The sequence below is a fragment of the Streptococcus sp. LMAG:39 genome (assembly GCF_008680485.1).
In the GTDB taxonomy this organism is placed as follows: domain Bacteria; phylum Bacillota; class Bacilli; order Lactobacillales; family Streptococcaceae; genus Streptococcus; species Streptococcus pasteurianus.
Genome location: NZ_NALE01000001.1, coordinates 967,548 through 990,707, shown reverse-complemented (window position 1 = coordinate 990,707; position 23,160 = coordinate 967,548). Strand labels below are relative to the sequence as shown.

Sequence of the window (23,160 nt, the reverse complement as noted above, 5' to 3'; positions counted from 1 at the left end):
TGATAATATAAGAAAAACTTTATTAGTCATGTAGTCAAGGAGGACTTTTGATGTCTTATTTTGAAAATTTTTTGAAAACTAACCAAGCTTATGCTGATTTACATGGTACAGAGCATTTGCCACAGAAGCCCAAAACGCATGTTGCTATTGTGACTTGTATGGATTCTCGTCTACATGTGGCACAGGCTTTGGGGTTAGCGCTTGGTGATGCTCATATTTTGCGTAATGCTGGCGGTCGTGTGACTGATGATATTATCCGTTCTTTGGTGATTTCTCAGCAACAATTGGGGACACGTGAAATTGTAGTTCTTCATCACACAGATTGTGGGGCACAAAGTTTTACAAATGAAGCTTTTGCAGCGCAGTTAGAGCGTGATTTGGGTGTTGATGTCCACGATAAAGATTTTTTACCATTTTCTGATGTGGAAGAAAGTGTGCGTGAGGACATTGCTATTTTGCGAAATTCTCCCTTAATCCCAGAGGATGTTGTGATTTCGGGAGCTATTTATGATGTGGATACAGGACGCATGAGAGAAATCAAATAAAGATGGGTTTTTGTTGACAGTTTTTCAGGGAAGTAATATAATTTTTGTATTAGTATATCGGTACAAACGAATTGAAATATTGAGGTGTACAAGATGAGAAGTTTTGAGATTAAACAAAAACTTTGGTCATTAGCTGGCAAATTTGATATTAAAGATGAAACTGGTCAACTTGCCTATCACGTTCAAGGATCATTTTTAAAGTTTTTAAAGGAATTCACAATTTCTGACAGTCAAGGGCAGTTTGTTAGTCATATCAAACATCATTTTAGCTTTCCTTTTCAACGGTTTACGGTGACTTTTGTGGACGGTAAACAGATTACAATTCAACAGCGTTTTTCATTGCTTAAAGCTAAATATGATATTTCTAATTTTGGTTTGGAAGTGGCTGGAGACATTTGGAATATGAATTTTAGTCTGCTTGACCAAGGGCGTGAAGTGGCAAGTATTCATCAAGAATGGTTCAAGATAGCCTCGACTTACCATGTTGATATTTACGATGACAGTCTTGCTGATTTAGTGATTTCGCTAGTGATTGCTATCGACTATGTCAAAGCAATCGAATCATCAAGTAGCTCTGCCTCAAGCTGATTATAGAGTTGGAAAGTAATGGTCTGGAAATAGACCGTTTTAGGTTAACAACAAGAAATCAAAATTTGCTGGAAATCAAATGTTGAAAAATACGTAGGAAATCAGCTGTTTTCAGCTGATTTTTTGTTCCAAGGATAAATATTGTGCTATAATAGAAATGATTGAAATTCAACAGGAGACGAAAATGCCTAAGAAAATTCGCGTGCGTTATGCACCAAGTCCAACAGGACTTTTACACATCGGAAATGCGCGTACTGCGCTCTTTAATTATCTTTATGCTCGTCACCATGGTGGTGATTTTGTTATTCGTATCGAAGATACTGACCGTAAACGTCATGTCGAAGACGGTGAACGTTCACAATTGGAAAACCTTAAATGGTTGGGAATGGATTGGGATGAAAGCCCACAAACTCATGAAAAATATCGCCAATCAGAACGTTTGGACATTTACCAAAAATACATTGACCAATTGTTGGCAGAAGGTAAAGCTTACAAATCATACGTTACTGAAGAAGAATTAGCTGCAGAACGTGAACGCCAAGAAGCTGCTGGTGAAACACCTCGTTATATCAACGAATTCCTTGGTATGTCAGAAGACGAAAAAGCTGCTTATATCGCAGAACGTGAAGCTAAAGGAATCGTTCCAACTGTTCGTTTGGCTGTTAACGAATCAGGCATTTACAAATGGCATGATATCGTTAAAGGCGACATCGAATTTGAAGGTGGTAACATCGGTGGTGACTGGGTTATCCAGAAAAAAGATGGTTACCCAACATACAACTTCGCCGTTGTTGTTGATGACCATTTGATGGAAATTTCTCATGTTATCCGTGGGGATGACCATATCGCAAACACACCAAAACAATTGATGGTTTACGAAGCACTTGGTTGGGAAGCACCAGAATTCGGTCACATGACATTGATTATCAACTCTGAAACTGGTAAAAAATTGTCAAAACGTGATACAAATACCCTTCAATTTATTGAAGACTACCGTAAAAAAGGTTACATGCCAGAAGCAGTCTTTAACTTTATCGCTCTTCTTGGTTGGAATCCTGGTGGTGAAGACGAAATCTTCTCACGTGAAGAATTAATCAAACTCTTTGATGAAAATCGTTTGAGCAAATCTCCAGCTGCCTTTGACCAAAAGAAAATGGACTGGATGAGCAACGAATACATCAAGAATGCTGATTTTGATACAATCTTTGCAATGGCGAAACCATTCTTGGAAGAAGCTGGTCGTTTGACTGACAAAGCTGAAAAATTGGTTGAACTTTATAAACCACAAATGAAATCTGTTGACGAAATCATTCCATTAACAGATTTGTTCTTTGAAGATTTCCCAGAATTAACAGATGCTGAAAAAGAATTCATGGCTGGTGAAACAGTTCCAATAGTTCTTGAAGCTTTCAAAGCTAAACTTGAAGCGATGAGTGACGAAGATTTCAAATCAGAAAATATCTTCCCACAAATCAAAGCCGTTCAAAAAGAAACAGGTATCAAAGGTAAAAACCTCTTTATGCCAATTCGTATCGCTGTTTCAGGTGAAATGCACGGTCCAGAACTTCCAGATACTATCTACCTTCTTGGTCGTGAAAAATCAATTGAACACATCGAAAATATGCTTAACAGCTTGAAATGATAGAATAAAAGCCTGAGATGTAAATCTCGGGCTTTTTGCTTAAAATAATGAATTTTGAGAAATATTTAAATTTGTTGTAAAAACCGTTTTTTGATAATGTCTATTCTAAACGTGTGTAGTTCTTGTTATAATAGGCATTGAATTTGTTTATTTCTAAGTTAAGAGGGGTTACATGAAAAAAGATTATTCGAGCTTTTTTGTTCTTGGTATCATCTTAGTGGGAGCTGTTTTGCGGATCCCATTTACAACGATACCAACGGTTTTGAGCTATGTTGCAGACGGTTTGGGCGTTTCGGTCAATTCACTAGGGATTCTAACGAGTATTCCGTTGATTATGTTTGCTTTTTGTTCGTCTTTGGCACCGCGCTTGGCAGATAAATTTGGGCTTGAAAAATTATTCACCATGGTTTTGATTGCCATGTTTATCGGCTCAAGTATGCGCGTGATTAATTTACCAAGTCTTTATATCGGTACTATGATTATTGGAGTTAGTATTGCCATGATGAACGTTTTACTACCAAGCGTTATCTTGGCTAATCAACCGTTGCGTATTGGGCTTTTGACGACTGTTTATACGACAGCTATGGGTTTAGCTTCTTCGGTCGCTTCATCTGTGGCTGTGCCAATTGTCAAGATGACATCATGGAAAGGGTTGATTTTACTTCTTAGTTTCTTGATTTTGCTTGCTTTGGTGGTCTGGTTTCCAAATACATTTCATAATCATGTGACTGAAAAGGATGAAGAAGCACACGTTGGCTCACTTTGGAAGAATAAGCGTGCGCTGGCATTGCTTGTTTTTGGTGGTTTGCAATCTCTTCTTTTTTACACAGGAATGACTTGGTTACCAACAATGGCAAGTCAAGCTGGTGTATCAAGCGAAGCAGCAGGTATCTTGGCTTCTATTTATTCATTGATTAGTTTGCCATTTTCATTGACAATTCCAACTTTAGCCACTAATTTATCGGCTAAGAATCGTAAAATCATGTTAGCGATTGTCTCTGCTTGTGGTATCATCGGAACTGGTATGCTGTTATTCCAATCAAGTAGTTTTGTCTATTGGTTGCTTGTTAATGTTTTAATCGGAATTGCTGTTAGCGCCCTTTTCCCATATCTGCTTGTCGCTTTCTCAATGAAATCTCATACACCAAGCCAAACCGCTCAATTATCTGGTATGGTACAATCAGGAGGTTACTTCCTAGCAGCTTTTGGACCAACACTGTTTGGTTATAGCTTTGATCTCTTTGGTTCATGGACAGTAGCAGCCCTTTGCCTATTCATCTGTACAATTATCATGACAGTAGCTTTGTTCTACACCGAACGTTTTGAAAAAATATTATAAATAGATGAAAAATAATATCTTCCTAGATTAGATAGGAAGATATCATTGCATAAAATCGCTCATTTTTTGTATATATACTGTATATTTGTTATAAAATCGTAAAAATTTCGCTTTTTTTGAAAAAATATTCAAAAAAGTGTTGACAGGATTGTTTTTGATATGTATAATTATACACATAAAGTTGATAAAAACACAAAAATAAGAAAAGAGAGTATTCCTATGTCAAAAGAAAAAGTTATCCTTGCTTACTCAGGTGGTCTTGATACTTCAGTTGCCATTACTTGGCTCATGAAAGATTATGATGTTGTTGCTGTTTGTATGGACGTCGGCGAAGGTAAAGACCTTGATTTTATTCATGATAAAGCTCTTAAAGTCGGTGCGGTTGAATCTTACGTCCTTGACGTTAAAGATGAATTTGCTGAAGAATATGTGCTTCCAGCACTTCAAGCTCACGCTTACTACGAACAAAAATACCCATTGGTATCAGCGCTTAGCCGTCCAGTCATTTCTAAAAAATTGGTTGAAATTGCTCATAAAACTGGTGCGACTACTATTGCTCACGGATGTACTGGTAAAGGTAATGACCAAGTTCGTTTTGAAGTGGCAATCGCTGCGCTTGATCCAAACTTGAAAGTTATTGCTCCAGTTCGTGAATGGAAATGGTCTCGTGAAGAGGAAATTGAATACGCTAAAGCAAACGGTGTGCCAGTTCCTGCTGACCTTGACAATCCATATTCAGTTGACCAAAACCTTTGGGGTCGTGCTAATGAATGTGGTGTCCTTGAAAATCCATGGAATCAAGCACCAGAGGATGCTTTTGGTATCACAACTTCTCCAGAAGAAGCTCCAGATACACCAGAATTTGTTGATATTGAATTTAAAGAAGGAAAACCAGTTGCACTTAACGGCGAAGAGCTAAAATTGGCAGACCTTATCCAAAAATTAAACACAATCGCTGGTAAACACGGTGTTGGACGTATTGACCACGTTGAAAACCGTTTGGTTGGTATCAAATCACGTGAAATTTACGAATGCCCAGGTGCTATCACACTTTTGACAGCTCACAAAGAAATCGAAGACATCACATTGGTACGTGAAGTTTCTCATTTCAAACCAATTCTTGAAAATGAATTGTCAAACCTTATCTACAATGCTTTGTGGTTTAGCCCTGCGACAGAAGCTATCATTGCTTACATCAAAGAAACACAAAAAGTGGTTAACGGTACCGCTAAAGTGAAACTTTACAAAGGTCATGCTCAAGTTGTGGCTCGTAAATCACCAAACTCACTTTACGACGAAAACTTGGCAACTTACACATCAGCTGACAGCTTTGACCAAGACGCAGCTGTAGGATTCATCAAACTTTGGGGACTACCAACCCAAGTTAATTCACAAGTAAACAATAAATAATTAACAGAAAACAAAAAAATAGTTTCTAAGGCGATAACTTTGATGTCAATCAAGGAATTGAGCCGTAGAAAAAATCTTAATAAGTAAGAAAAGAATTGGTGAGAAATTTTCAAGGCTAATCAAGGAAGAATGGCGCAGGCAGTACTTAGGGTATGGCAAGCCATGATGACGATAATTAGTACCGAAAATTTCCACCAAGCTTCAGATAAAAGGGGACAGGGAGCCCCATCTGAGACTCTTTTCTTATAACTTACCTATCCTCGTTAATGTCAACAGAGAGTGGCATCGAGCTTAAATAATGATATCCTGTGAGAATCATTTAAGGCCAACGCCCCGTGAGGCAACACCCTATAAGTCCTAGGTCGCTCCTTGGACTTATTTATTAATTAAACAAATAAGAAAAGAGAAAGGCTTTGAACGCCACGTGTTTTGGTGGTTCATTGTATCATTGTTATGGCAACAGAAAATCATAAATTATGGGGCGGGCGTTTTGAAGCTGGTCTTGAAAAATGGGTTGAAGAATTTGGAGCATCGATTTCTTTTGACCAAAAAATGGCAGAATTTGATTTGAAAGGCTCAATTGCTCATGTGATCATGCTTGGTGAAACAGGCATTATTGCAAAAGACGAAGCTGCGCAAATCAAAGAAGGTCTTGAAGAATTGCTTGCAGAATACAAGGCTGGAAAAATTGAATTTGACGTGTCAAACGAAGATATTCACATGAATATGGAAAGTCTCTTGACTGCTAAAATCGGTTCTGTGGCTGGAAAATTGCATACGGCGCGTTCACGTAATGACCAAGTGGCAACTGATATGCACTTGTACTTAAAAGCTAAGCTTGATGAAGTGATTGAAAAGCTTGGCAATTTACGTCAAACGTTGGTGGACTTGGCTGATGAGCATGTCTATACTATCATGCCAGGTTATACACACTTGCAACACGCACAGCCGATTTCATTTGGGCATCACTTAATGGCGTATTATAATATGTTTACGCGTGATAGTGAACGTTTTGAATTTAATGTGAAACATACGGATATATCACCGCTTGGTGCGGCTGCTCTTGCTGGAACAACTTTTCCAATTGACCGTGAGATGACAGCGGAGCTTATGGGCTTTGCCAAACCTTACAGCAACTCCCTTGATGCAGTGTCTGACCGTGATTTTATCTTGGAATTTTTGGCAAATAGTTCGATTTTGATGATGCATATGAGCCGTATTTGTGAAGAAATCATCAGCTGGTGTTCAAATGAATTTAAGTTTGTGACGCTTTCAGATACGTTCTCAACAGGTTCATCAATCATGCCGCAAAAGAAAAATCCTGATATGGCAGAATTGATTCGTGGAAAATCTGGTCGTGTTTATGGTAATCTTTTTGGGCTTTTGACGGTTATGAAATCTTTGCCTTTGGCTTATAATAAAGATTTGCAAGAAGATAAAGAAGGTATGTTTGATACGGCTGAAACCATTACGGTGGCTATTGATATTTTGGCTGGTATGCTTAAAACCATGACGGTCAATAAAGAGCATATGGCTGAATCAACTGAAAAAGATTTTTCAAATGCAACTGAATTGGCTGATTATCTCGCAAGCAAAGGGCTTCCATTCCGTCAAGCTCATGAAATCGTTGGTAAATTAGTATTAGAATGTACTAAAGCTGGCTATTATTTGCAAGACGTGCCGTTTGAACGTTACCAAGAAATTTCTGATTTGATTGATGAGGACATTTATGAAACTCTTAAATCACACACCGCTGTTGAGCGTCGCCATTCTCTTGGTGGGACTGGATTTGACCAAGTCAAATGGCAAATTAAAGAAGCCAAAAACAGTCTAAAAGCGACTCATTAACAATTTTTTCTACTTCCTAAAGCATTTTCCAATAAAATATTTAAAGATATTAAGCCCAAAATCCTTAGAGGTTAGGGCTTTTTAAATTTTTATGGTATAATAAAAATAATTTAGAATGGAGTCGTACGTTGAAGAAAACCTATCGTGTCAAAAGTGACAAAGATTTTCAGGCAATTTTTAGCAAGGGAACAAGTGTTGCCAATCGAAAATTTGTCGTCTATCAATTAGAAAAAAATCAAGGCCACTATCGTGTAGGGCTTTCTGTAAGCAAAAAACTTGGTAATGCTGTTACCCGAAATAGCATCAAGCGAAAAATTCGACATGTTGTCATGGAATTGTCACCAAATTTACGACATCATGATTTTGTTATCATTGCTCGTAAAGGTGTCGAGGAACTTGATTATCATGAAGTGAAGAAAAATTTACTCCATGTTTTAAAACTTGCCAATTTATATCAGGAAGGTCTAAATAGTGAAAAGAAAGATTAAATTATTAGGGTTAAGTAGTCTTACTTTAATACTTTTGGCTGCTTGTGGTCGCAGTGAAGTAACCGCTTCATCAACTAATGGCTGGGATCAAATTGTTTATTTCTTTGCCAAAGCTATTCAGTGGCTATCGATTAATGGTCGAATCGGAGTTGGGATTGTTCTCTTTACCATTATCATTCGAGCAATCATGATGCCGCTTTACAATATGCAAATCAAATCAGGGCAAAAAATGCAAGACTTGCAGCCAGAGCTTAAAAAGTTGCAAGAAAAGTATCCTGGTCGTGATACAGACAGCCGCATGAAGTTGACAGAGGAAAGCCAAGCGCTTTACAAGGAATACGGTGTTAATCCATATGCGACGATGCTCCCACTAGTCGTTCAATTGCCGATTTTGATGGCTTTGTATCAAGCCTTAACACGTGTTGCCTTTTTGAAAACAGGTACATTTTTATGGATTGAATTATCAAAACCAGACCCATATTTTATTTTGCCTGTTTTAGCCGCTTTGTTCACATTCCTTTCATCTTGGTTAACAAACAAAGCAGCGCGTGAGAAAAATATTGCCATGACGGTGATGACTTATGTGATGCCAATTATGATTTTCTTTATGAGTTTCAGATTGGCTTCAGGGGTTGTGCTTTATTGGTCAGTTTCTTATGCTTTTCAGGTATTCCAAATTCTTTTGTTGAATAATCCTTTCAAAATCATTGCCAAACGATTGGAAGAGGAACAAGCTGAAAAAGAACGTGCGGCTAAGATTCGTCGTGCTAAGAAGAAAGCGCAAAAGAGAAGAAAGTAAGAGGAAGAAAGTATGGTAATATTCACAGGTAGAACTGTTGAAGATGCTATTGAAAAAGGCTTGAAGGAGTTGCATTTGTCACGCCTTAAAGCCCACATTAAAGTGGTTTCTCGTGAAAAAAAAGGGTTCTTAGGTTTTGGTAAAAAGCCTGCTCAGGTTGATATCGAAGGGATTAATGAAGTGACGGCTCACCGAGCTAACCAAAAAGTGGTTAAGGGTGTGCCAGAGGAAGTTAATCAAAAAAATGAACCTGTGTCATCAAAATTTGAAGATACAATGGAACTTCGAAAAGTTGCCAGCATTATTAAAAAAATGGAAGAGCGTGGCGAAGTCATTGACGATTCGGTTAAAGAAGATATTGTCATGCACAAGAAAAAAACACAAACCATTCTTGAAGAAGCTGGGCATACAGAGGTTTTAGAAGCACTTGAAAAGGCTAAAGAACCAGTTGAAGAAGATGTTCAGGTTGACGAAAGCCCAGAAGTGGCTAAAACTGAGCAATCTTTTGAAGAATTTGTTGCTAGTGAATTTCCAGCTCAACGTGAATTGAGTAAAGACATCGAAAAAGCTACGGAAGAAGTTGCAGAATATGTCAAAAAAATCATCTATGAAATGGACATTGATGCAACGGTTGAAACTAGCCACAATCGCCGTCAAATCAATTTGCAAATTGAAACGCCAGAAGCTGGTCGTGTCATTGGTTATCACGGAAAAGTTTTGAAATCTCTTCAATTACTTTCACAAAATTTCTTACATGACCGTTATTCAAAGAATTTTTCTGTCATTTTGAATGTTCATGATTATGTGGAACACCGCACAGAGACATTGATTGAATTTACTCGCAAAGCAGCCAATCGTGTTCTCGAAACTGGTAAAGATTATGTCATGGACCCAATGAGCAATAGCGAGCGAAAAATTGTTCACAAAACAATCACAAGCATTGATGGTGTGGATAGTTATTCAGAAGGTAACGACCCAAATCGCTACGTTGTTGTGACAGCTGTTCAATAAATTTACAGAGCCGTTAAGGCTCTTTTTTTACCGCTTACCGTAAGATGGCTTTATATACTAGAGTATTTTTAAACTATAAAAGCTCTTTGGGGTCATCTTTTAAAAGAGAGACATTGAAATAAAAACCAAGTAGTCCTTGACAGCTTTCTATTCTTATTATAAAATAGTATGGTATGTTTAGTAACTGATCAAATATAGCCGGCTAAACGAATACGAAAATCTATGAGGAGGTATTCATCGTGAAACGTACTTATCAACCAAGTAAAATCCGTCGTCAACGTAAACACGGATTCCGTCACCGTATGTCAACTAAAAACGGACGTCGCGTGCTTGCTGCTCGCCGTCGTAAAGGACGTAAAGTTTTATCTGCTTAATTGATAGAATATAAAAAGTCACCGTCAGTGCTCGAGTCTGACGGTTTTTTATTTTCTTGAAAATCAGTCTTATTTTTTGGGTGTTCATGAAAAAGATGATCTAATAAGATTTTGTTATAGCGAAATTTCTTGAAAACACACTTATGGTAGAAGAAAGTTTTTCAGTTCCGATAAAAGAGGTTCAACTATTTATTGAAATAAAAAATATCATGAGCGTTACTGTTTCAAAATGCACAGTCATATTGAAAATCCGTATGGTAATGATAACGGTAACGTTGTGTACAGCTATCAAGCCTCTAATAGTGAAATGGACGACACCTTGCCGTTGAGGGATTGACAGAGAATTTGTTTCATCTGGCTGAAATCGAAAAATCTTGTCAATTGATGGCCAATGAAATTGAAAAAACACGCCGTCGTGTCAATGGTTTGGAATACACAACCATTCGTTATATCGAACTAAAAATCGAAGAAGCAGAACGCGCTAACCTAATCCGCATTATGAAAGTTAAATAAAACAAAAAGTGTCTTTTAGACGCTTTTTTGTTAGGTTAAATTTGTAATCGAATTCTTTTACTTATAGGCTGTAAGGTGATAAACTATAGGTAATTTAAGGGCAGGAGGAAATAATATGTCTGAAAAAAAATATGATGCAAAATTAGAACAAGTCAAAGGAAATCTTAAAAAAGGTTTTGGAAAAGTAACAGGTGATAAGGAACTAGAAACAGAAGGTCTTGCCGAAAAGACTATCGCCAAAGGAAAAGAATTAGTCAGTGATGTCAAAGAAAGCGCGGAAGGTGCTATTGAAGGTGTCAAAAAAGCTCTTCATAAAGATAACTAAATACGACTATCTCTCTAGGATGACTACCTAGAGGGATTTTTTATTTTCATATTTGAAAATGGCTAGTAATTATGATAGAAAGTGATATAATAATATTTGTAAGCGCTTTAAATCAAACGATTAATCATCATTTTTGGGAGGCTACGATGTTTAAAGAAATTTGGGCATATATTAGGATAGTTGATTTGTTACTTGCTATTTTGTTGGTACTGGATAGAGGTGTTAAAAGCATTCTAGTGCTTGCGATAGCTATTTTTATCATTTCTGCTGCTGTGCAGTTTATGATGTCTTATAAACGCTTAAAATTCACAGCGCATCCGTAACATTTATTGTAGAGGTAGAATAAAAAACATAGATTAAGTCTTGGACATTGTGTCCGAGGCTTTTTGCTTTTGCTAAAAATCACGTGTGATACTAAAATAATTTCTTACAATTCTGTAAGAGTTTGTGGTGAAAATTTGGTTAAACTGAACTTTAGAGGAATTGCCACAAATTTGCCCTAGTTTTGCAACAATTTGCCCAAGATTTCTCCAGTGAATTTGATTATACTGATTTAGTATGAGGAGCAAGTCATGAAAGAAATAAGTCAATTTATCCTAAAGACATTATTTTATGTGTTGATTTTTTTAGCATTAATTTACTTTTTCAGTTATCTTGGGCGTGGTCAGGGTAACTTCATCTACAACGAATTTTAGAAAGGTAAGTTTTCATGTTACACGATATGATTGAAAGAATTGAGCATTTTGCACAAGTACAAGCTGATTTTCCTGTCTATAATATTCTGGGAGATGTTCACACTTATGGTGATTTAAAGGCTGATTCAGATGCCTTGGCAACCTATATTGATTTTTTGAAAATCGAGGAAAAGTCGCCAGTTTTGGTTTTTGGCGGTCAAGAATATGAAATGTTAGTCAGTTTTGTTGGGCTGACAAAGTCAGGTCATGCTTATATTCCAGTTGACCAACACTCAGCTCTTGAGAGAATTGAAGCTATTTTGGCAATAGCAGAGCCAAGCTTGATTATTGCCGTTGGTGATCTTCCTTTGGAAATTACACACATTCCTATCATTAAATCTGCAGAGCTCAAGACTATTTTTGCTCAACAATCAGATTATCATATCACACATTCTGTCAAAGGTGATGATAATTATTATATTATTTTCACATCTGGCACAACGGGTCAGCCAAAGGGCGTGCAAATTTCGCATGATAATTTGCTTAGTTTTACCAATTGGATGATTGAAGCAGAGGCTTTTTCTGTTCCGCAGCGCCCACAAATGCTGGCGCAGCCACCGTATTCATTTGATTTGTCGGTCATGTACTGGGCACCGACTTTAGCATTGGGTGGCACGCTTTTTGCGCTTCCAAAAGAGTTGACAACAGACTTTCAACGTCTTTTTATGACGATTAATCAATTGCCGATTGGTGTTTGGACATCAACGCCTTCTTTTGTTGATATGGCAATGTTATCAAATGATTTTAATCATGAAACCTTACCCAACTTGACGCATTTTTATTTTGACGGCGAAGAATTAACGGTGAAAACCGCTCAAAAATTGCGCAGTCGTTTCCCAAAAGCTCGCATTGTTAATGCTTATGGTCCAACGGAGGCGACCGTGGCTCTTTCTGCGGTAGCTATCACAGATGAGATGTTAGCGACTTGCAAGCGTCTGCCAATTGGTTACACCAAAGCCGATTCTCCCACTTTTGTCATCGATGAAAATGGCAATCCTTTGCCAAATGGAGAACAAGGCGAAATCATCGTATCCGGTCCAGCTGTTTCTAAAGGTTACCTCAACAATCCAGAACGCACGCAAGCTGCTTTCTTCGAATTCAATGGTTTGCCAGCCTATCACACAGGTGACTTAGGTATCATGACTGACCGCGGTATGCTTCTTTACGGTGGGCGCATGGATTTTCAAATAAAATTCAACGGCTACCGTATCGAGCTTGAGGAAGTCTCACAAAATCTGAATAAATCAACCTATATCAAGTCGGCTGTGGCTGTCCCGCGTTACAACAAAGACTACAAAGTACAAAATCTGCTGGCTTACGTTGTTTTAAAAGACGGTGTTGCAGAGCAATTTGAGCGTCAACTGGACATTACTAAGGTAATCAAAGAAGAACTCAAAGACATCATGATGGATTACATGATGCCGTCTAAATTCCTCTATCGTGACAGCTTACCACTCACACCGAATGGAAAAATCGATATTAAAGGCTTGATGAACGAGGTAAATCGCCGATGAGTGAGTTTCTTCAGCAATTACCGCATTTAGAAGCTTATGGCAATCCGCAATATTTTCTGTATTTGATTGTGGCTGTGCTTCCCATTTTCATCGGATTATTTTTCAAGAAACGCTTTCCGCTGTATGAAGCTTTGGTTAGCCTAGCTTTCATTATTTTGATGTTAACAGGAAAAACGGCTAATCAGCTTGTGTCGTTGTTAGCTTATGTCGTTTGGCAAGTAATTCTCGTCTTTTCCTACAAGATTTACCGAAAACGTCATAATCATAAATGGATTTTCTATCTTTGGGTGTTTTTGTCTATTTTGCCATTAGCTTGGACCAAGCTGACACCCTTGATGACCATTGATAATCACCAATCACTTTTTGGTTTTTTAGGAATTTCTTACCTGACTTTTCGTGCGGTTGGTATGATTATGGAAATGCGAGACGGCGTGCTGAGTGAATTTACCATGTGGGAATTCTTGCGTTTCTTGCTTTTCATGCCGACATTTTCAAGTGGTCCGATTGACCGTTTCAAACGGTTTAATGAAGATTACGAGAATATTCCTGAAAAAGCTGAGCTTCTGAATATGTTAGAAGAAAGCGTGCATTACTTGATGTTTGGTTTTCTTTACAAATTCATTTTGGCTTATGTTTTTGGTAGCTTGCTATTGCCACAGCTAAAAGAGTGTGCCCTGCAAATGGGTGGTGTGTTTAACATTGCAACGCTTGGTGTCATGTATGCTTATGGGTTTGATTTGTTCTTTGACTTTGCAGGTTATAGCATGTTTGCCCTTGCTATTTCTAATCTTATGGGCGTTAAGAGCCCTGTTAACTTCAATCAACCTTTTAAATCACGTGATTTAAAGGAATTCTGGAATCGTTGGCACATGAGTTTGTCATTTTGGTTCCGTGATTTTGTTTTTATGCGTTTGGTCAAGGTTTTAGTTAAACACAAAGTTTTTAAAAATCGAAACGTCACCTCAAGTGTTGCCTACATTGCCAATATGCTAATCATGGGCTTTTGGCATGGATTGACTTGGTATTATATCACTTACGGTCTTTTTCATGGTATTGGGCTTGTGATTAACGATGCTTGGGTGCGAAAGAAGAAAAAGATTAATCGAGAGCGTAAGGCGCAAGATTTGCCACCTTTGCCAGATAACAAATGGACTCAGGCACTTGGTGTTTTTATCACATTTAACGTTGTGATGTTGTCATTTTTACTATTTTCAGGTTTCTTAGACCAGTTGTGGTTTCCAAAAACAGTTGGGAAATAAACCGTTTCAGATTTAAAAGGAGTTTATCACATGGATATTAAAACAGATGTATTAGCGATTATTGATGACCTTTTCATGGAAGATGTTTCTGACATGATGGACGAAGATTTATTTGATGCGGGTGTGCTAGATAGCATGGGAACGGTAGAACTCATTGTGGAATTGGAAAGTCATTTTGACATTGATATTCCGATTTCAGAATTTGGGCGTAATGACTGGAACACAGCTAATAAAATCATTGCAGGAATAGAGGAGCTTTGCCATGTTTAAGCGCCTCTGGCAGATTTTAGGACCAGTTGTCTGTGCTGTACTGATTGTTCTTTTGGTTTTTATCTGTGTTCCAACAGCTAATCAAAAGCATGATTTAAAAGCTGAGAAAAAAGATGCGGTCTCATTAAGCAAAACGAGTTTTAAGAGTAAATATAAAAAGGTACGTGCTTTAACAGATGCTAAGCACCGTTTTGTGCCCTTTTTTGGCTCTAGCGAATGGCTGCGCTTTGATAAAATGCATCCGTCTGTCTTGGCAGAAAAATATCATCGCAACTATACGCCTTATTTACTCGGACAACGTGGCTCGGCTTCACTAACGCATTATTTTGGTATTCAGCAGATTAATAAAGAACTCAAAAATAAACAAGCTGTTTATGTAATTTCACCACAATGGTTTACATCTAAGGGAGCGAGCGCTAGCGCTTTTCAAGAATATTTTAGCAGCGGACAAGCGATTGATTTCCTAAAACATCAAAACGGCAGTGTTTATGACCGCTACGCTGCTAAACGCTTTTTGAAAATGTACCCTGACTCTTCTTTTAAGGATATGATGGAAAATGTTGCGGCAGGAAAATCGTTGACTGCCTCTGACAATGAAAACCTCAACACGCAACAGATGATTTTCCAGAAAGAAGATGCTCTTTTTAGCCAAATCCCTATGTTTGACAATTACGACAGCAAGATTAAACCGCAAGCTAAGAAATTGCCAGCTTGTTTTTCTTACAGCAAACTCGGTGGCATAGCTATTGCTGACGGAAAAAAACGAAGTAGTAATAATACCTTTGATATCGACAACACTTTTTTTGACACACGTCTTAAAGCGCAACTCAAACGATTAAAACAGTCTCAAACAAAATTTAATTACTTAAACTCTCCAGAATACAATGATTTACAACTAGTGCTCAGTCAATTTGCACAGGACAATACCAATGTTCTCTTTGTTATCCCACCAGTCAACAGAAAATGGGCAAATTATACTGGTCTTAATCAAGCTATGTACCAAAAAACAGTCGCTAAGATAAAGTATCAATTACAAAGCCAAGGCTTTACCAATATTGCTGATTTTTCAAAAGATGGCGACAAACCTTTCTTTATGCAAGATACTATTCACATGGGGTGGACTGGCTGGTTAGCCATGGACAAAGTTGTTAATCCGTTTCTAAGTCAGAAACAAGCCACGCCAAGTTATCACTTAAATGACCAATTTTTAACGAAAGTTTGGGCAAGCTACGACGGCTCTGTTCAGCAGTTTAATGCAAATTCTTAAAAAAATTCCTTGTCATAATCGGCAAGGAATTTTAATATTTCTGTTGTTGAATTTTCATATTTGAAAATTTCTGAAAATAGTATCTTTTGGGAGTACAATATCCTTGTGAGCGCTTTATGGATCGAAAATCATTACATTTTAGTAACTTTTCTTGGGTAATAAATGTCGTTACATGGTCAGGTTTAACGGGCATGGTTGCGACAAACCCAACCAATGGTGGTGACGCCCAAGTCAACGGCGTTTCTTATAACAATATTTTCGACTGGCTAAACGCCCAAAACGCAACCAATTAATCACCCCCCTCCTTATAGGATTTATAAGGAGGGGTTAGTGTTTATAAAGTTATTATCATTTTGCTAAGGAAAGTCCACTAAGAAATTTTTTCGATTAGGCGGACCAAATCTTTGGCTTCTTTTGAGAGGATAGCATGTCGTGAATGGGCGTAGCTGACGTAGAAAGAGATACGGTCTTGCTCAGCCAGAGGCACTTTAACCAATTGGTCAGAACCTGACGTTAGCGCAATATCAGACAGCAATGAAATGCCCATGTTTTCCGAAACCATTTGCTTAATCACCGAAACATCATCGATTTTAAACAAAATTGAAGCTTGGTCATGGTAACGATGATTGAGCTGATTAAAAGCGGTTAGGTGGATATTATGCTCATCTAACAAGATAAATTTTTCGTAAAGAATATCCTGAAAAGACAGTTCTTTCTGGTTTGCCAAAGGGTGTTTTGGAGAAAGAATGACATAAAAATCTTTTTTAAACAGCGGATGAATAATCAACTGGTCATTTTTGAGCGGCGCTAGCGAACCCAACAGACTGAAATCCAATTCTCCATCTAGCAATTTCATCATTAAACTATTAGAGCCACCACGCACAGCCTTAACTTGTGAAAATGGGGCGATACTTTCATTTTTGTGAAGGAGTTCCGTCAGCAAATAATTGCAGATAATCGGTGGCAATCCAACAGCCATCATAGGATCGAGTGACTGATGCACCTCGTTGACCGCTGTCTTTATTTGAAGTAGAACATCTTCAACATGGCTTTGAAAAATATCACCTTGCAAAGTAAGTGCTGCTGAGCGATGTGACGGGTCTTTGATGACCAAATCACAGCCTAATTCTTTTTCAAGCCGTTTAATAGCATAAGTAATTGTCGGTTGACTAACTTGAAAATACTGTGCAGCAGCGGTATAAGATTTTAGCTTTGCTAATTGGTAAAAATATTCTAAATCTCGTAAATTCATTCAGACCTCCTTGCTTTATTTTACCATAATCTTTTAAAACTTATTATAAATAATATTTATTAAAACTAAGGTGTTTGACTATAAGAACTGGAACAGTTTATAATGACCCGCGTAAGAAATTTCATCTTATTTAAATACATCTTTAGGAGGATACGTCATGCGTGGACATGATATTTTAAACAACCCATTCTTAAACAAGGGTACTGCTTTTACCATGGAAGAACGTAAAGAACTAGGATTGCTTGGTATTTTACCACCTTACGTTCAAACAATCGAAGAACAAGCTGAACAAGCTTATCAACATTTCTTGCGTAAACCATCAAATCTTGAAAAACGCCATTTCTTAATGGAAATTTTCAATACAAACCGTACGCTTTTCTACTACCTATTCAACCAACACATCGTTGAATTTAACCCAATCGTGTATGACCCAGTTATCGCTGAAACAATTGAAGAATATAGCGAATTGTATGTTGACCCACAATACGCTGCTTACCTTGATATTAATCACCCAGAAAACATCGAAGAAACACTAAAAAATGCTGCTGGTGACCGTGACATTCGTTTAATCGTTGTGACAGATGCCGAAGGAATTCTTGGTATTGGTGACTGGGGTGTCCAAGGTGTGGATATTTCTGTTGGTAAATTGATGATTTACACAGCTGCTGCTGGTATTGACCCTGCTTCAGTTATGCCACTTGTTATCGATGCTGGTACAAACCGTAAAGAACTTTTGGAAAATCCAATGTATCTTGGGAACCGTCACGAACGTGTTACTGGTGATAAATACTATGAATTTATCGACAAATTCGTTCAAACTGCTGAAAATATGTTCCCTAAATTGTACCTTCACTGGGAAGACTTCGGTCGTTCAAATGCTGCCAACATTCTTAACAAATACAAAAAAGAAATTCCAACATTTAACGATGACATTCAAGGAACTGGTATCGTTGTTCTTGGCGGTATCTTTGGTGCTATGGACATCACAGGTGAAAAATTAACTGACCAAGTTTACCTTTGCTACGGTGGTGGTTCTGCTGGTGCTGGTATTGCTGACCGTGTTCACGCTGAAATGGTTTCAGAAGGACTTTCATCAGAAGAAGCTTACAAACATTTCTTCATGATTGACAAACAAGGTCTCCTTTTTGACGATATGGAAGATTTGACACCTGCCCAAAAACCATTTGCTAAAAAACGTGAAGATTTTGCAAATTGCGGTGATATGACTAAACTTCTTGACGTTATCAAAGCTGTTAAACCAACAATCTTGGTGGGAACATCAACAGATGCTGGTGCTTTCACTAAAGAAGTCGTTGAAGCAATGTGCGAAAACACTGAACGCCCAGTTATCTTCCCAATTTCTAACCCAACTAAGAAATTAGAAGCAACTGCCAAACAAGTTATCGAATGGTCAGACGGTAAAGCCTTCGTTGCGACTGGTATGCCTTCAGGTACAGTAAGCTACAAAGGTGTTGATTACCAAATTGGTCAAGCAAACAACGCCCTAATCTACCCAGGTCTTGGTCTTGGTATGTTGGCTTCTGAAGCATCACTTCTTACAGATGAAATGATTGGTGCTGCAGCTCACTCACTTAGTGGTCTTGTAGATCCAGGTCAACCAGGAGCACCTGTTCTTCCTCCATTCCAATACGTTGCTGAAGTGTCAATCAAAGTTGCGGAAGCTGTTGCTAAAAAAGCTCAAGAACAAGGCTTAGCTCAAGCTGAAGAAAAAGACATGGCTAAAGCTGTTCGCGAGCTTAAATGGTATCCAAAATATTAGTTTAGGAGGATAACCATTCGTATGAAAAAGTTATCTAATATCAAAATTGCGGGGCTTTCTCTTCCGCTTTATACGGCTCTGGTTATTATTTTAGCTGTTGTTATTGCAATGGGGAAACTACCGCTTAACATGGTTGGAATCACTTTCATGTTGGTCGTTTTAGGACATCTTTTCTATTTCCTTGGTGAACGATTACCGTTTTGGAATACTTACCTTGGTGGTGGGTCAGTCTTTACCTTGCTGTTAGCCGCAATCTTAGCTTCAACAGGGTTGATTCCAAAATCAGTTGTCTCAGCCACTTCTACTTTTATGAGTGATTGGGGCTTTCTAGATTTTTATATTGCAGCGCTTATTTGTGGCTCAATTCTAGGAATGAACCGCAAACTTTTGGTGAAAGCCTCTGCTAAATTCATTCCTGTCGCTCTTTTATCAATGGTTATCGGTTTCTTTGCCACTGGTGCTGTTGGAGCTTGGCTTGGTCAAGGCTTTGGACATTCTGTCATGTACATTTCATTTGCCCAAATGGCAGGAGGGATGGGTGCAGGAATCGTGCCATTATCTAAAATCTATGCGGCTGGATTGCACACAGATGCCTCATCAATCTTGTCACAATTAGCCCCAGCAACCACGCTAGGAAATATCTTTGCCATTATCGGTGCCATTGTGTTAGCGCGTGGATTTGCTAACACCAAATTCAATGGGAATGGTGTGCTCATTCGTGTTGATAAAGACGATTTGAAAAAATCTGAAGCTCCGCTTGACCCTACAAAAATCGGTGTCGGAATGATGCTTGCCTTTGCCCTTTTCCTTATCGGCGTTATCTTAAATGCCTTTATTCCAAAAGTGCACAGCTATGCCTTTATGATTATTATTGTCTTCGTTCTCAAAGCGCTTGATATTGTACCAAAACCATTAGAAGAAGCAGTGGTCATGTTTAATCGTGTGATTATGACTAACTTGACACACGCTGTTTTGGCAGGTATCGGGCTTTCAATGATCGATTTGAGTTCTTTAGCGCAAGCCATGACATGGCAATTTGTCCTTATCAGTTTAACATCTGTTGTGTCAATGGGACTTGCTAGCTGGATTTTGGGACAAGTTCTCGGTATGTATCCAGTCGAAACAGCTATCGGTGCTGGGATGATTAACAATTCCATGGGCGGTACAGGAAATATCGCTGTGCTTTCTGCGGCGGACCGCATGGAAATGATTGCCTTTGCCCAAATGGCAAATCGTCTAGGTGGTGCAATTGTCCTCATTTTAGGAGGAATCCTCATCCAATTTTTACATTAATTCAACAACTTCTGGAAAAATATTCATCCTTGTTCTTTGGCAAGATTGAATATTTTTTAGATGATATAAGAACCATGTAAGCTATCTGTAGTGAGTTGAAAAATGACTAGAAAGTTCTAGTCATTTTTTTAAGCTCTAAATTTTAATCAACTTATTTTTAAATAATACTTGACACCGTAATTTAATTAAGTTATATTAAATATAAAATTAAGCACACTTAATTTTGCGAATATAAATATTTTAAGGGGAGTTCTATAATGAAAAAGATAACATCACTCATATGTTTATTACTAATAATATGTATTTTGGGAGCATGTGCTACTACAAAGACATCAGAAAAGAGTAAGTTAAATGTTGTTGTGACTAATTCTATATTAGCTGATATTACTCAAAACATTGGTAAGGATAAAATAAACCTACACAGTATTGTTCCTATCGGTCAGGATCCACATGAATATGAGCCACTTCCTGAAGATGTTAAAAAAACAACAAATTCAGATATTATTTTTTATAACGGTATCAATTTAGAGACTGGTGGAAATGCATGGTTCACCAAATTAGTTAAAAATGCTCATAAAGAGGCTAATAAAGACTATTTTGCGGTAAGCGATGGTATTGATGTCATATATCTTGAGGGAAAGAATGACTTAGGAAAAGAAGATCCACATGCATGGTTAAACTTAGAAAACGGTATTATTTATGCAAAAAATATTGCGAAACAATTGATAGCTAAAGATCCTAAAAATAAAGAATTTTATACCAAAAATCTTACTAGCTATATTAATAAACTTGATAAATTAGATCAGGAAGCTAAGCAAAAATTTTCAAAAATCTCAGAAAATAAAAAATTAATTGTTACAAGTGAAGGATGTTTTAAATATTTTTCTAAAGCGTATGGCGTGCCATCAGCCTATATTTGGGAAATTAATACTGAGGAAGAAGGAACACCTGAGCAGACTACTAGCTTAGTTAGGAAATTAAAAGAGGGACCAACGCCGTCAGCATTATTTGTGGAGTCAAGTGTTGATGACCGTCCAATGAAAACAATTTCTAAAGAAACAGGAATTAGTATCTATTCAAAAATTTTTACGGATTCTATTGCTAATAAAGGTGAAGAAGGGGACAGCTATTATAGTATGATGAAGTGGAATTTAGATAAAATAGCCGAAGGATTATCTCAGTGATGATATGTATGATAAAGTTGGTGAAACTATGAAAGGAAATAAATGATAGAGATACAAGGATTAAATGTTATTTATAATAATGATTATCAAGCCTTAGCTAATGTGTCAATTACTTTAGAAGAAGGAAATATTATTGGTGTTATTGGACCAAATGGTGCAGGGAAATCAACTTTTATGAAGGCACTATTAGGGTTGGTTTCTTGTACAGGAATGATCACTATTTCACACGAAAGAGTTAATAGTTTACGTGGGAAAGTGGCTTATGTTGAGCAGAAAAGTCATGTTGACTATCATTTTCCTATTACTGTTAAGGAGTGCGTATCCCTTGGTACTTATCAGCGAGTTGGACTTTTTCGACATTTAAGCAAAAAAGAGTGGGGAAAGGTTGAGAATGTTTTAAGGCAAGTAAAGTTAGAAGAATTTAGTAATCACCCTATTTCCACTTTATCCGGAGGACAATTTCAACGAATGTTAATTGCTCGATGTTTGATTCAAGAGCAAGATATTCTTTTTCTAGATGAACCATTTGTTGGGATAGACCTAGTGAGTGAACAAATTATTATGAATTTATTGCAATCACTAAGAAGAGAGGGAAAGACAATTGTGATTGTTCATCATGATTTAAGTAAGGTAGTGGATTACTTTGATAAAGTAGTCATTTTGAATAAAAAGTTGGTAGGCTATGGGAACGTAGCTACTACTTTTACTCCTGATGCTTTAAAAAAAGCTTATGGGGATTCGATTGTTATATTATAAGAGGGTATTTATGGAATTTATTAACGATTTAATGACCTATCATTTTTTACAAAATGCTTTGGTAACGGCTGTTGTTATTGGAATTGTTTCAGGAGCTATTGGCTGTTTTATTATTTTACGTTCAATGTCACTGATGGGAGATGCAATCTCACATGCAGTATTACCCGGAGTAGCTATATCTTTTATTTTAGGAATTAACTTTTTTATTGGAGCAGTTATTTTCGGTATATTAGCTTCTTTCATCATAACTTTTATTAAAGAAAATAGTGTTATTAAAGGGGATACAGCTATTGGTATTACGTTTTCTTCTTTTCTAGCGTTGGGTGTTATTCTGATAGGAGTAGCCAATAGTTCAACAGACCTCTTTCATATTCTATTTGGAAATCTTTTAGCCGTACAAGATAGTGATAAATGGGTTACCATAGTTATTTCAGGAATTGTAATAGGGCTTCTTATTATTTTTTTCAAAGAATTGTTAGTAACCTCTTTTGATCCAATTTTAGCGGAATCAATGGGGATGAATGTCAAATTTTTTCACTATCTTTTGATGGTACTATTAACTTTAGTTTCTGTAACAGCGATGCAGAGCGTAGGGACTATTTTAATTGTAGCAATGCTGATTACCCCCGCGGCTACAGCCTATCTTTATGTGAATAGTCTTAAGGTGATGGTACTCCTATCATCAGGAATTGGAGCGATTACTTCGATTGTAGGGTTATTTTTAGGCTACACGTTTAATATAGCAGTAGGCTCTAGTATCGTTTTAACCTCAGCCTTTATCTTCTTAGTTAGCTTTTTCATATCTCCAAAACAATCTTTTATGAAGTGATATTAGGTAAACAATGTATCCTAATAGAAATTAGAACCTATTTTATTGTAAAAGTCTAAACGCTTAGATATCTGGAATATGAAGAAATACGTTTGTATGTGCTAATAATAAAGATATTAATTACTATCAGTTCAGAAATA

General features: G+C 37.3%; 24 protein-coding genes and 1 pseudogene. 24 read left to right on the top strand and 1 reads right to left on the bottom strand.

Translation table 11 applies throughout. From position 1 onward, the window contains the following. Nucleotides 1–50 precede the first annotated feature (50 nt). The 19 genes and pseudogenes from CCC20_RS04865 (at nucleotide 51) to CCC20_RS04775 (ending at nucleotide 16,219) form a co-directional block, all read left to right on the top strand. On the top strand, nucleotides 51–545 hold the full coding sequence (locus CCC20_RS04865; RefSeq protein WP_287179362.1) for a beta-class carbonic anhydrase: 495 nt from the start codon (nucleotides 51–53) through the stop codon (nucleotides 543–545). A gap of 93 nt (nucleotides 546–638) precedes the next feature. Next, a complete protein-coding gene (locus CCC20_RS04860) occupies nucleotides 639–1,133 on the top strand; it encodes an LURP-one-related/scramblase family protein (protein WP_287179360.1) in 495 nt (164 codons plus the stop codon). 184 nt (nucleotides 1,134–1,317) lie between these two features. Continuing rightward, nucleotides 1,318–2,775, top strand: coding sequence for a glutamate--tRNA ligase (gltX, locus tag CCC20_RS04855; RefSeq protein WP_041974164.1), 1,458 nt, complete (start codon nucleotides 1,318–1,320; stop codon nucleotides 2,773–2,775). A gap of 172 nt (nucleotides 2,776–2,947) precedes the next feature. Then, nucleotides 2,948–4,114, top strand: a complete 1,167-nt coding sequence (locus CCC20_RS04850) for a CynX/NimT family MFS transporter (protein ID WP_058692549.1) — start codon at nucleotides 2,948–2,950, stop codon at nucleotides 4,112–4,114. 219 nt (nucleotides 4,115–4,333) lie between these two features. Further along, nucleotides 4,334–5,524, top strand: a complete 1,191-nt coding sequence (locus CCC20_RS04845; protein ID WP_012962562.1) for an argininosuccinate synthase — start codon at nucleotides 4,334–4,336, stop codon at nucleotides 5,522–5,524. A gap of 453 nt (nucleotides 5,525–5,977) precedes the next feature. Next, nucleotides 5,978–7,372 carry an argininosuccinate lyase gene (argH, locus tag CCC20_RS04840; RefSeq protein WP_058692548.1) on the top strand — a complete coding sequence of 465 codons (1,395 nt, stop codon included), beginning with the start codon at nucleotides 5,978–5,980 and terminating at the stop codon, nucleotides 7,370–7,372. Between the two features lie 128 nt (nucleotides 7,373–7,500). Next, entirely contained in the window at nucleotides 7,501–7,860 is a 360-nt protein-coding gene (rnpA, locus tag CCC20_RS04835; RefSeq protein ID WP_003066688.1) for a ribonuclease P protein component, read from the top strand. After that, nucleotides 7,844–8,659 carry a YidC/Oxa1 family membrane protein insertase gene (locus CCC20_RS04830; RefSeq protein ID WP_009855060.1) on the top strand — a complete coding sequence of 272 codons (816 nt, stop codon included), beginning with the start codon at nucleotides 7,844–7,846 and terminating at the stop codon, nucleotides 8,657–8,659. The genes rnpA and CCC20_RS04830 overlap by 17 nt, the downstream gene beginning before the upstream one ends. Before the next feature lie 12 nt (nucleotides 8,660–8,671). Continuing rightward, complete coding sequence (jag, locus tag CCC20_RS04825) at nucleotides 8,672–9,670, top strand: RNA-binding cell elongation regulator Jag/EloR (RefSeq protein ID WP_058692547.1); 999 nt, start codon at nucleotides 8,672–8,674, stop codon at nucleotides 9,668–9,670. A gap of 239 nt (nucleotides 9,671–9,909) precedes the next feature. Then, nucleotides 9,910–10,044 carry a 50S ribosomal protein L34 gene (gene rpmH, locus CCC20_RS04820; RefSeq protein ID WP_002885866.1) on the top strand — a complete coding sequence of 45 codons (135 nt, stop codon included), beginning with the start codon at nucleotides 9,910–9,912 and terminating at the stop codon, nucleotides 10,042–10,044. Between the two features lie 107 nt (nucleotides 10,045–10,151). Further along, nucleotides 10,152–10,557 (top strand): annotated as a pseudogene (locus CCC20_RS04815) (V-type ATP synthase subunit D); the annotation flags it as partial. Between the two features lie 115 nt (nucleotides 10,558–10,672). Next, the gene (locus tag CCC20_RS04810) at nucleotides 10,673–10,882 is read left to right on the top strand and encodes a CsbD family protein (protein WP_003066683.1); all 210 of its coding nucleotides are present in this window, start codon (nucleotides 10,673–10,675) and stop codon (nucleotides 10,880–10,882) included. Nucleotides 10,883–11,028: 146 nt separating this feature from the next. After that, entirely contained in the window at nucleotides 11,029–11,205 is a 177-nt protein-coding gene (locus CCC20_RS04805) for a hypothetical protein (protein WP_238374702.1), read from the top strand. 249 nt (nucleotides 11,206–11,454) lie between these two features. Then, nucleotides 11,455–11,577 carry a teichoic acid D-Ala incorporation-associated protein DltX gene (locus CCC20_RS04800; RefSeq protein WP_013852287.1) on the top strand — a complete coding sequence of 41 codons (123 nt, stop codon included), beginning with the start codon at nucleotides 11,455–11,457 and terminating at the stop codon, nucleotides 11,575–11,577. Between the two features lie 14 nt (nucleotides 11,578–11,591). Further along, nucleotides 11,592–13,130, top strand: a complete 1,539-nt coding sequence (dltA, locus tag CCC20_RS04795) for a D-alanine--poly(phosphoribitol) ligase subunit DltA (RefSeq protein ID WP_048791080.1) — start codon at nucleotides 11,592–11,594, stop codon at nucleotides 13,128–13,130. After that, on the top strand, nucleotides 13,127–14,389 hold the full coding sequence (gene dltB / locus CCC20_RS04790) for a D-alanyl-lipoteichoic acid biosynthesis protein DltB (protein ID WP_048791081.1): 1,263 nt from the start codon (nucleotides 13,127–13,129) through the stop codon (nucleotides 14,387–14,389). The genes dltA and dltB overlap by 4 nt, the downstream gene beginning before the upstream one ends. Before the next feature lie 30 nt (nucleotides 14,390–14,419). Further along, on the top strand, nucleotides 14,420–14,659 hold the full coding sequence (gene dltC / locus CCC20_RS04785) for a D-alanine--poly(phosphoribitol) ligase subunit DltC (protein ID WP_048791082.1): 240 nt from the start codon (nucleotides 14,420–14,422) through the stop codon (nucleotides 14,657–14,659). Continuing rightward, a complete protein-coding gene (dltD, locus tag CCC20_RS04780) occupies nucleotides 14,652–15,926 on the top strand; it encodes a D-alanyl-lipoteichoic acid biosynthesis protein DltD (RefSeq protein ID WP_048791083.1) in 1,275 nt (424 codons plus the stop codon). Before dltC ends, dltD begins: the two co-directional genes overlap by 8 nt. A gap of 116 nt (nucleotides 15,927–16,042) precedes the next feature. After that, nucleotides 16,043–16,219: a hypothetical protein gene (locus CCC20_RS04775; RefSeq protein ID WP_160312946.1), complete on the top strand. Its 177-nt coding sequence runs from the start codon at nucleotides 16,043–16,045 to the stop codon at nucleotides 16,217–16,219. 77 nt (nucleotides 16,220–16,296) lie between these two features. On the opposite strand, the gene CCC20_RS04770 is transcribed toward CCC20_RS04775, so the two are convergent. Further along, nucleotides 16,297–17,178 (bottom strand): LysR family transcriptional regulator, encoded by an 882-nt coding sequence (locus CCC20_RS04770; RefSeq protein ID WP_048791084.1) that lies wholly within the window; start codon nucleotides 17,176–17,178, stop codon nucleotides 16,297–16,299. A gap of 157 nt (nucleotides 17,179–17,335) precedes the next feature. Here CCC20_RS04770 and CCC20_RS04765 point away from each other — a divergent pair, with 157 nt between their 5' ends. The 5 genes from CCC20_RS04765 to CCC20_RS04745 all read left to right on the top strand — a co-directional run bounded on the left by CCC20_RS04765 (nucleotide 17,336) and on the right by CCC20_RS04745 (nucleotide 23,020). Next, complete coding sequence (locus tag CCC20_RS04765) at nucleotides 17,336–18,958, top strand: malolactic enzyme (protein WP_287179351.1); 1,623 nt, start codon at nucleotides 17,336–17,338, stop codon at nucleotides 18,956–18,958. Nucleotides 18,959–18,979: 21 nt separating this feature from the next. Continuing rightward, nucleotides 18,980–20,251 (top strand): 2-hydroxycarboxylate transporter family protein, encoded by a 1,272-nt coding sequence (locus tag CCC20_RS04760; RefSeq protein WP_058692543.1) that lies wholly within the window; start codon nucleotides 18,980–18,982, stop codon nucleotides 20,249–20,251. Nucleotides 20,252–20,508: 257 nt separating this feature from the next. Next, a complete protein-coding gene (locus tag CCC20_RS04755; protein WP_058692542.1) occupies nucleotides 20,509–21,435 on the top strand; it encodes a metal ABC transporter substrate-binding protein in 927 nt (308 codons plus the stop codon). A 42-nt stretch (nucleotides 21,436–21,477) separates the two neighbouring features. Next, nucleotides 21,478–22,191, top strand: a complete 714-nt coding sequence (locus tag CCC20_RS04750; protein WP_061100347.1) for a metal ABC transporter ATP-binding protein — start codon at nucleotides 21,478–21,480, stop codon at nucleotides 22,189–22,191. Between the two features lie 10 nt (nucleotides 22,192–22,201). Next, nucleotides 22,202–23,020, top strand: coding sequence for a metal ABC transporter permease (locus CCC20_RS04745; RefSeq protein ID WP_230321657.1), 819 nt, complete (start codon nucleotides 22,202–22,204; stop codon nucleotides 23,018–23,020). The last annotated feature ends 140 nt before the right edge of the window (nucleotides 23,021–23,160 follow it).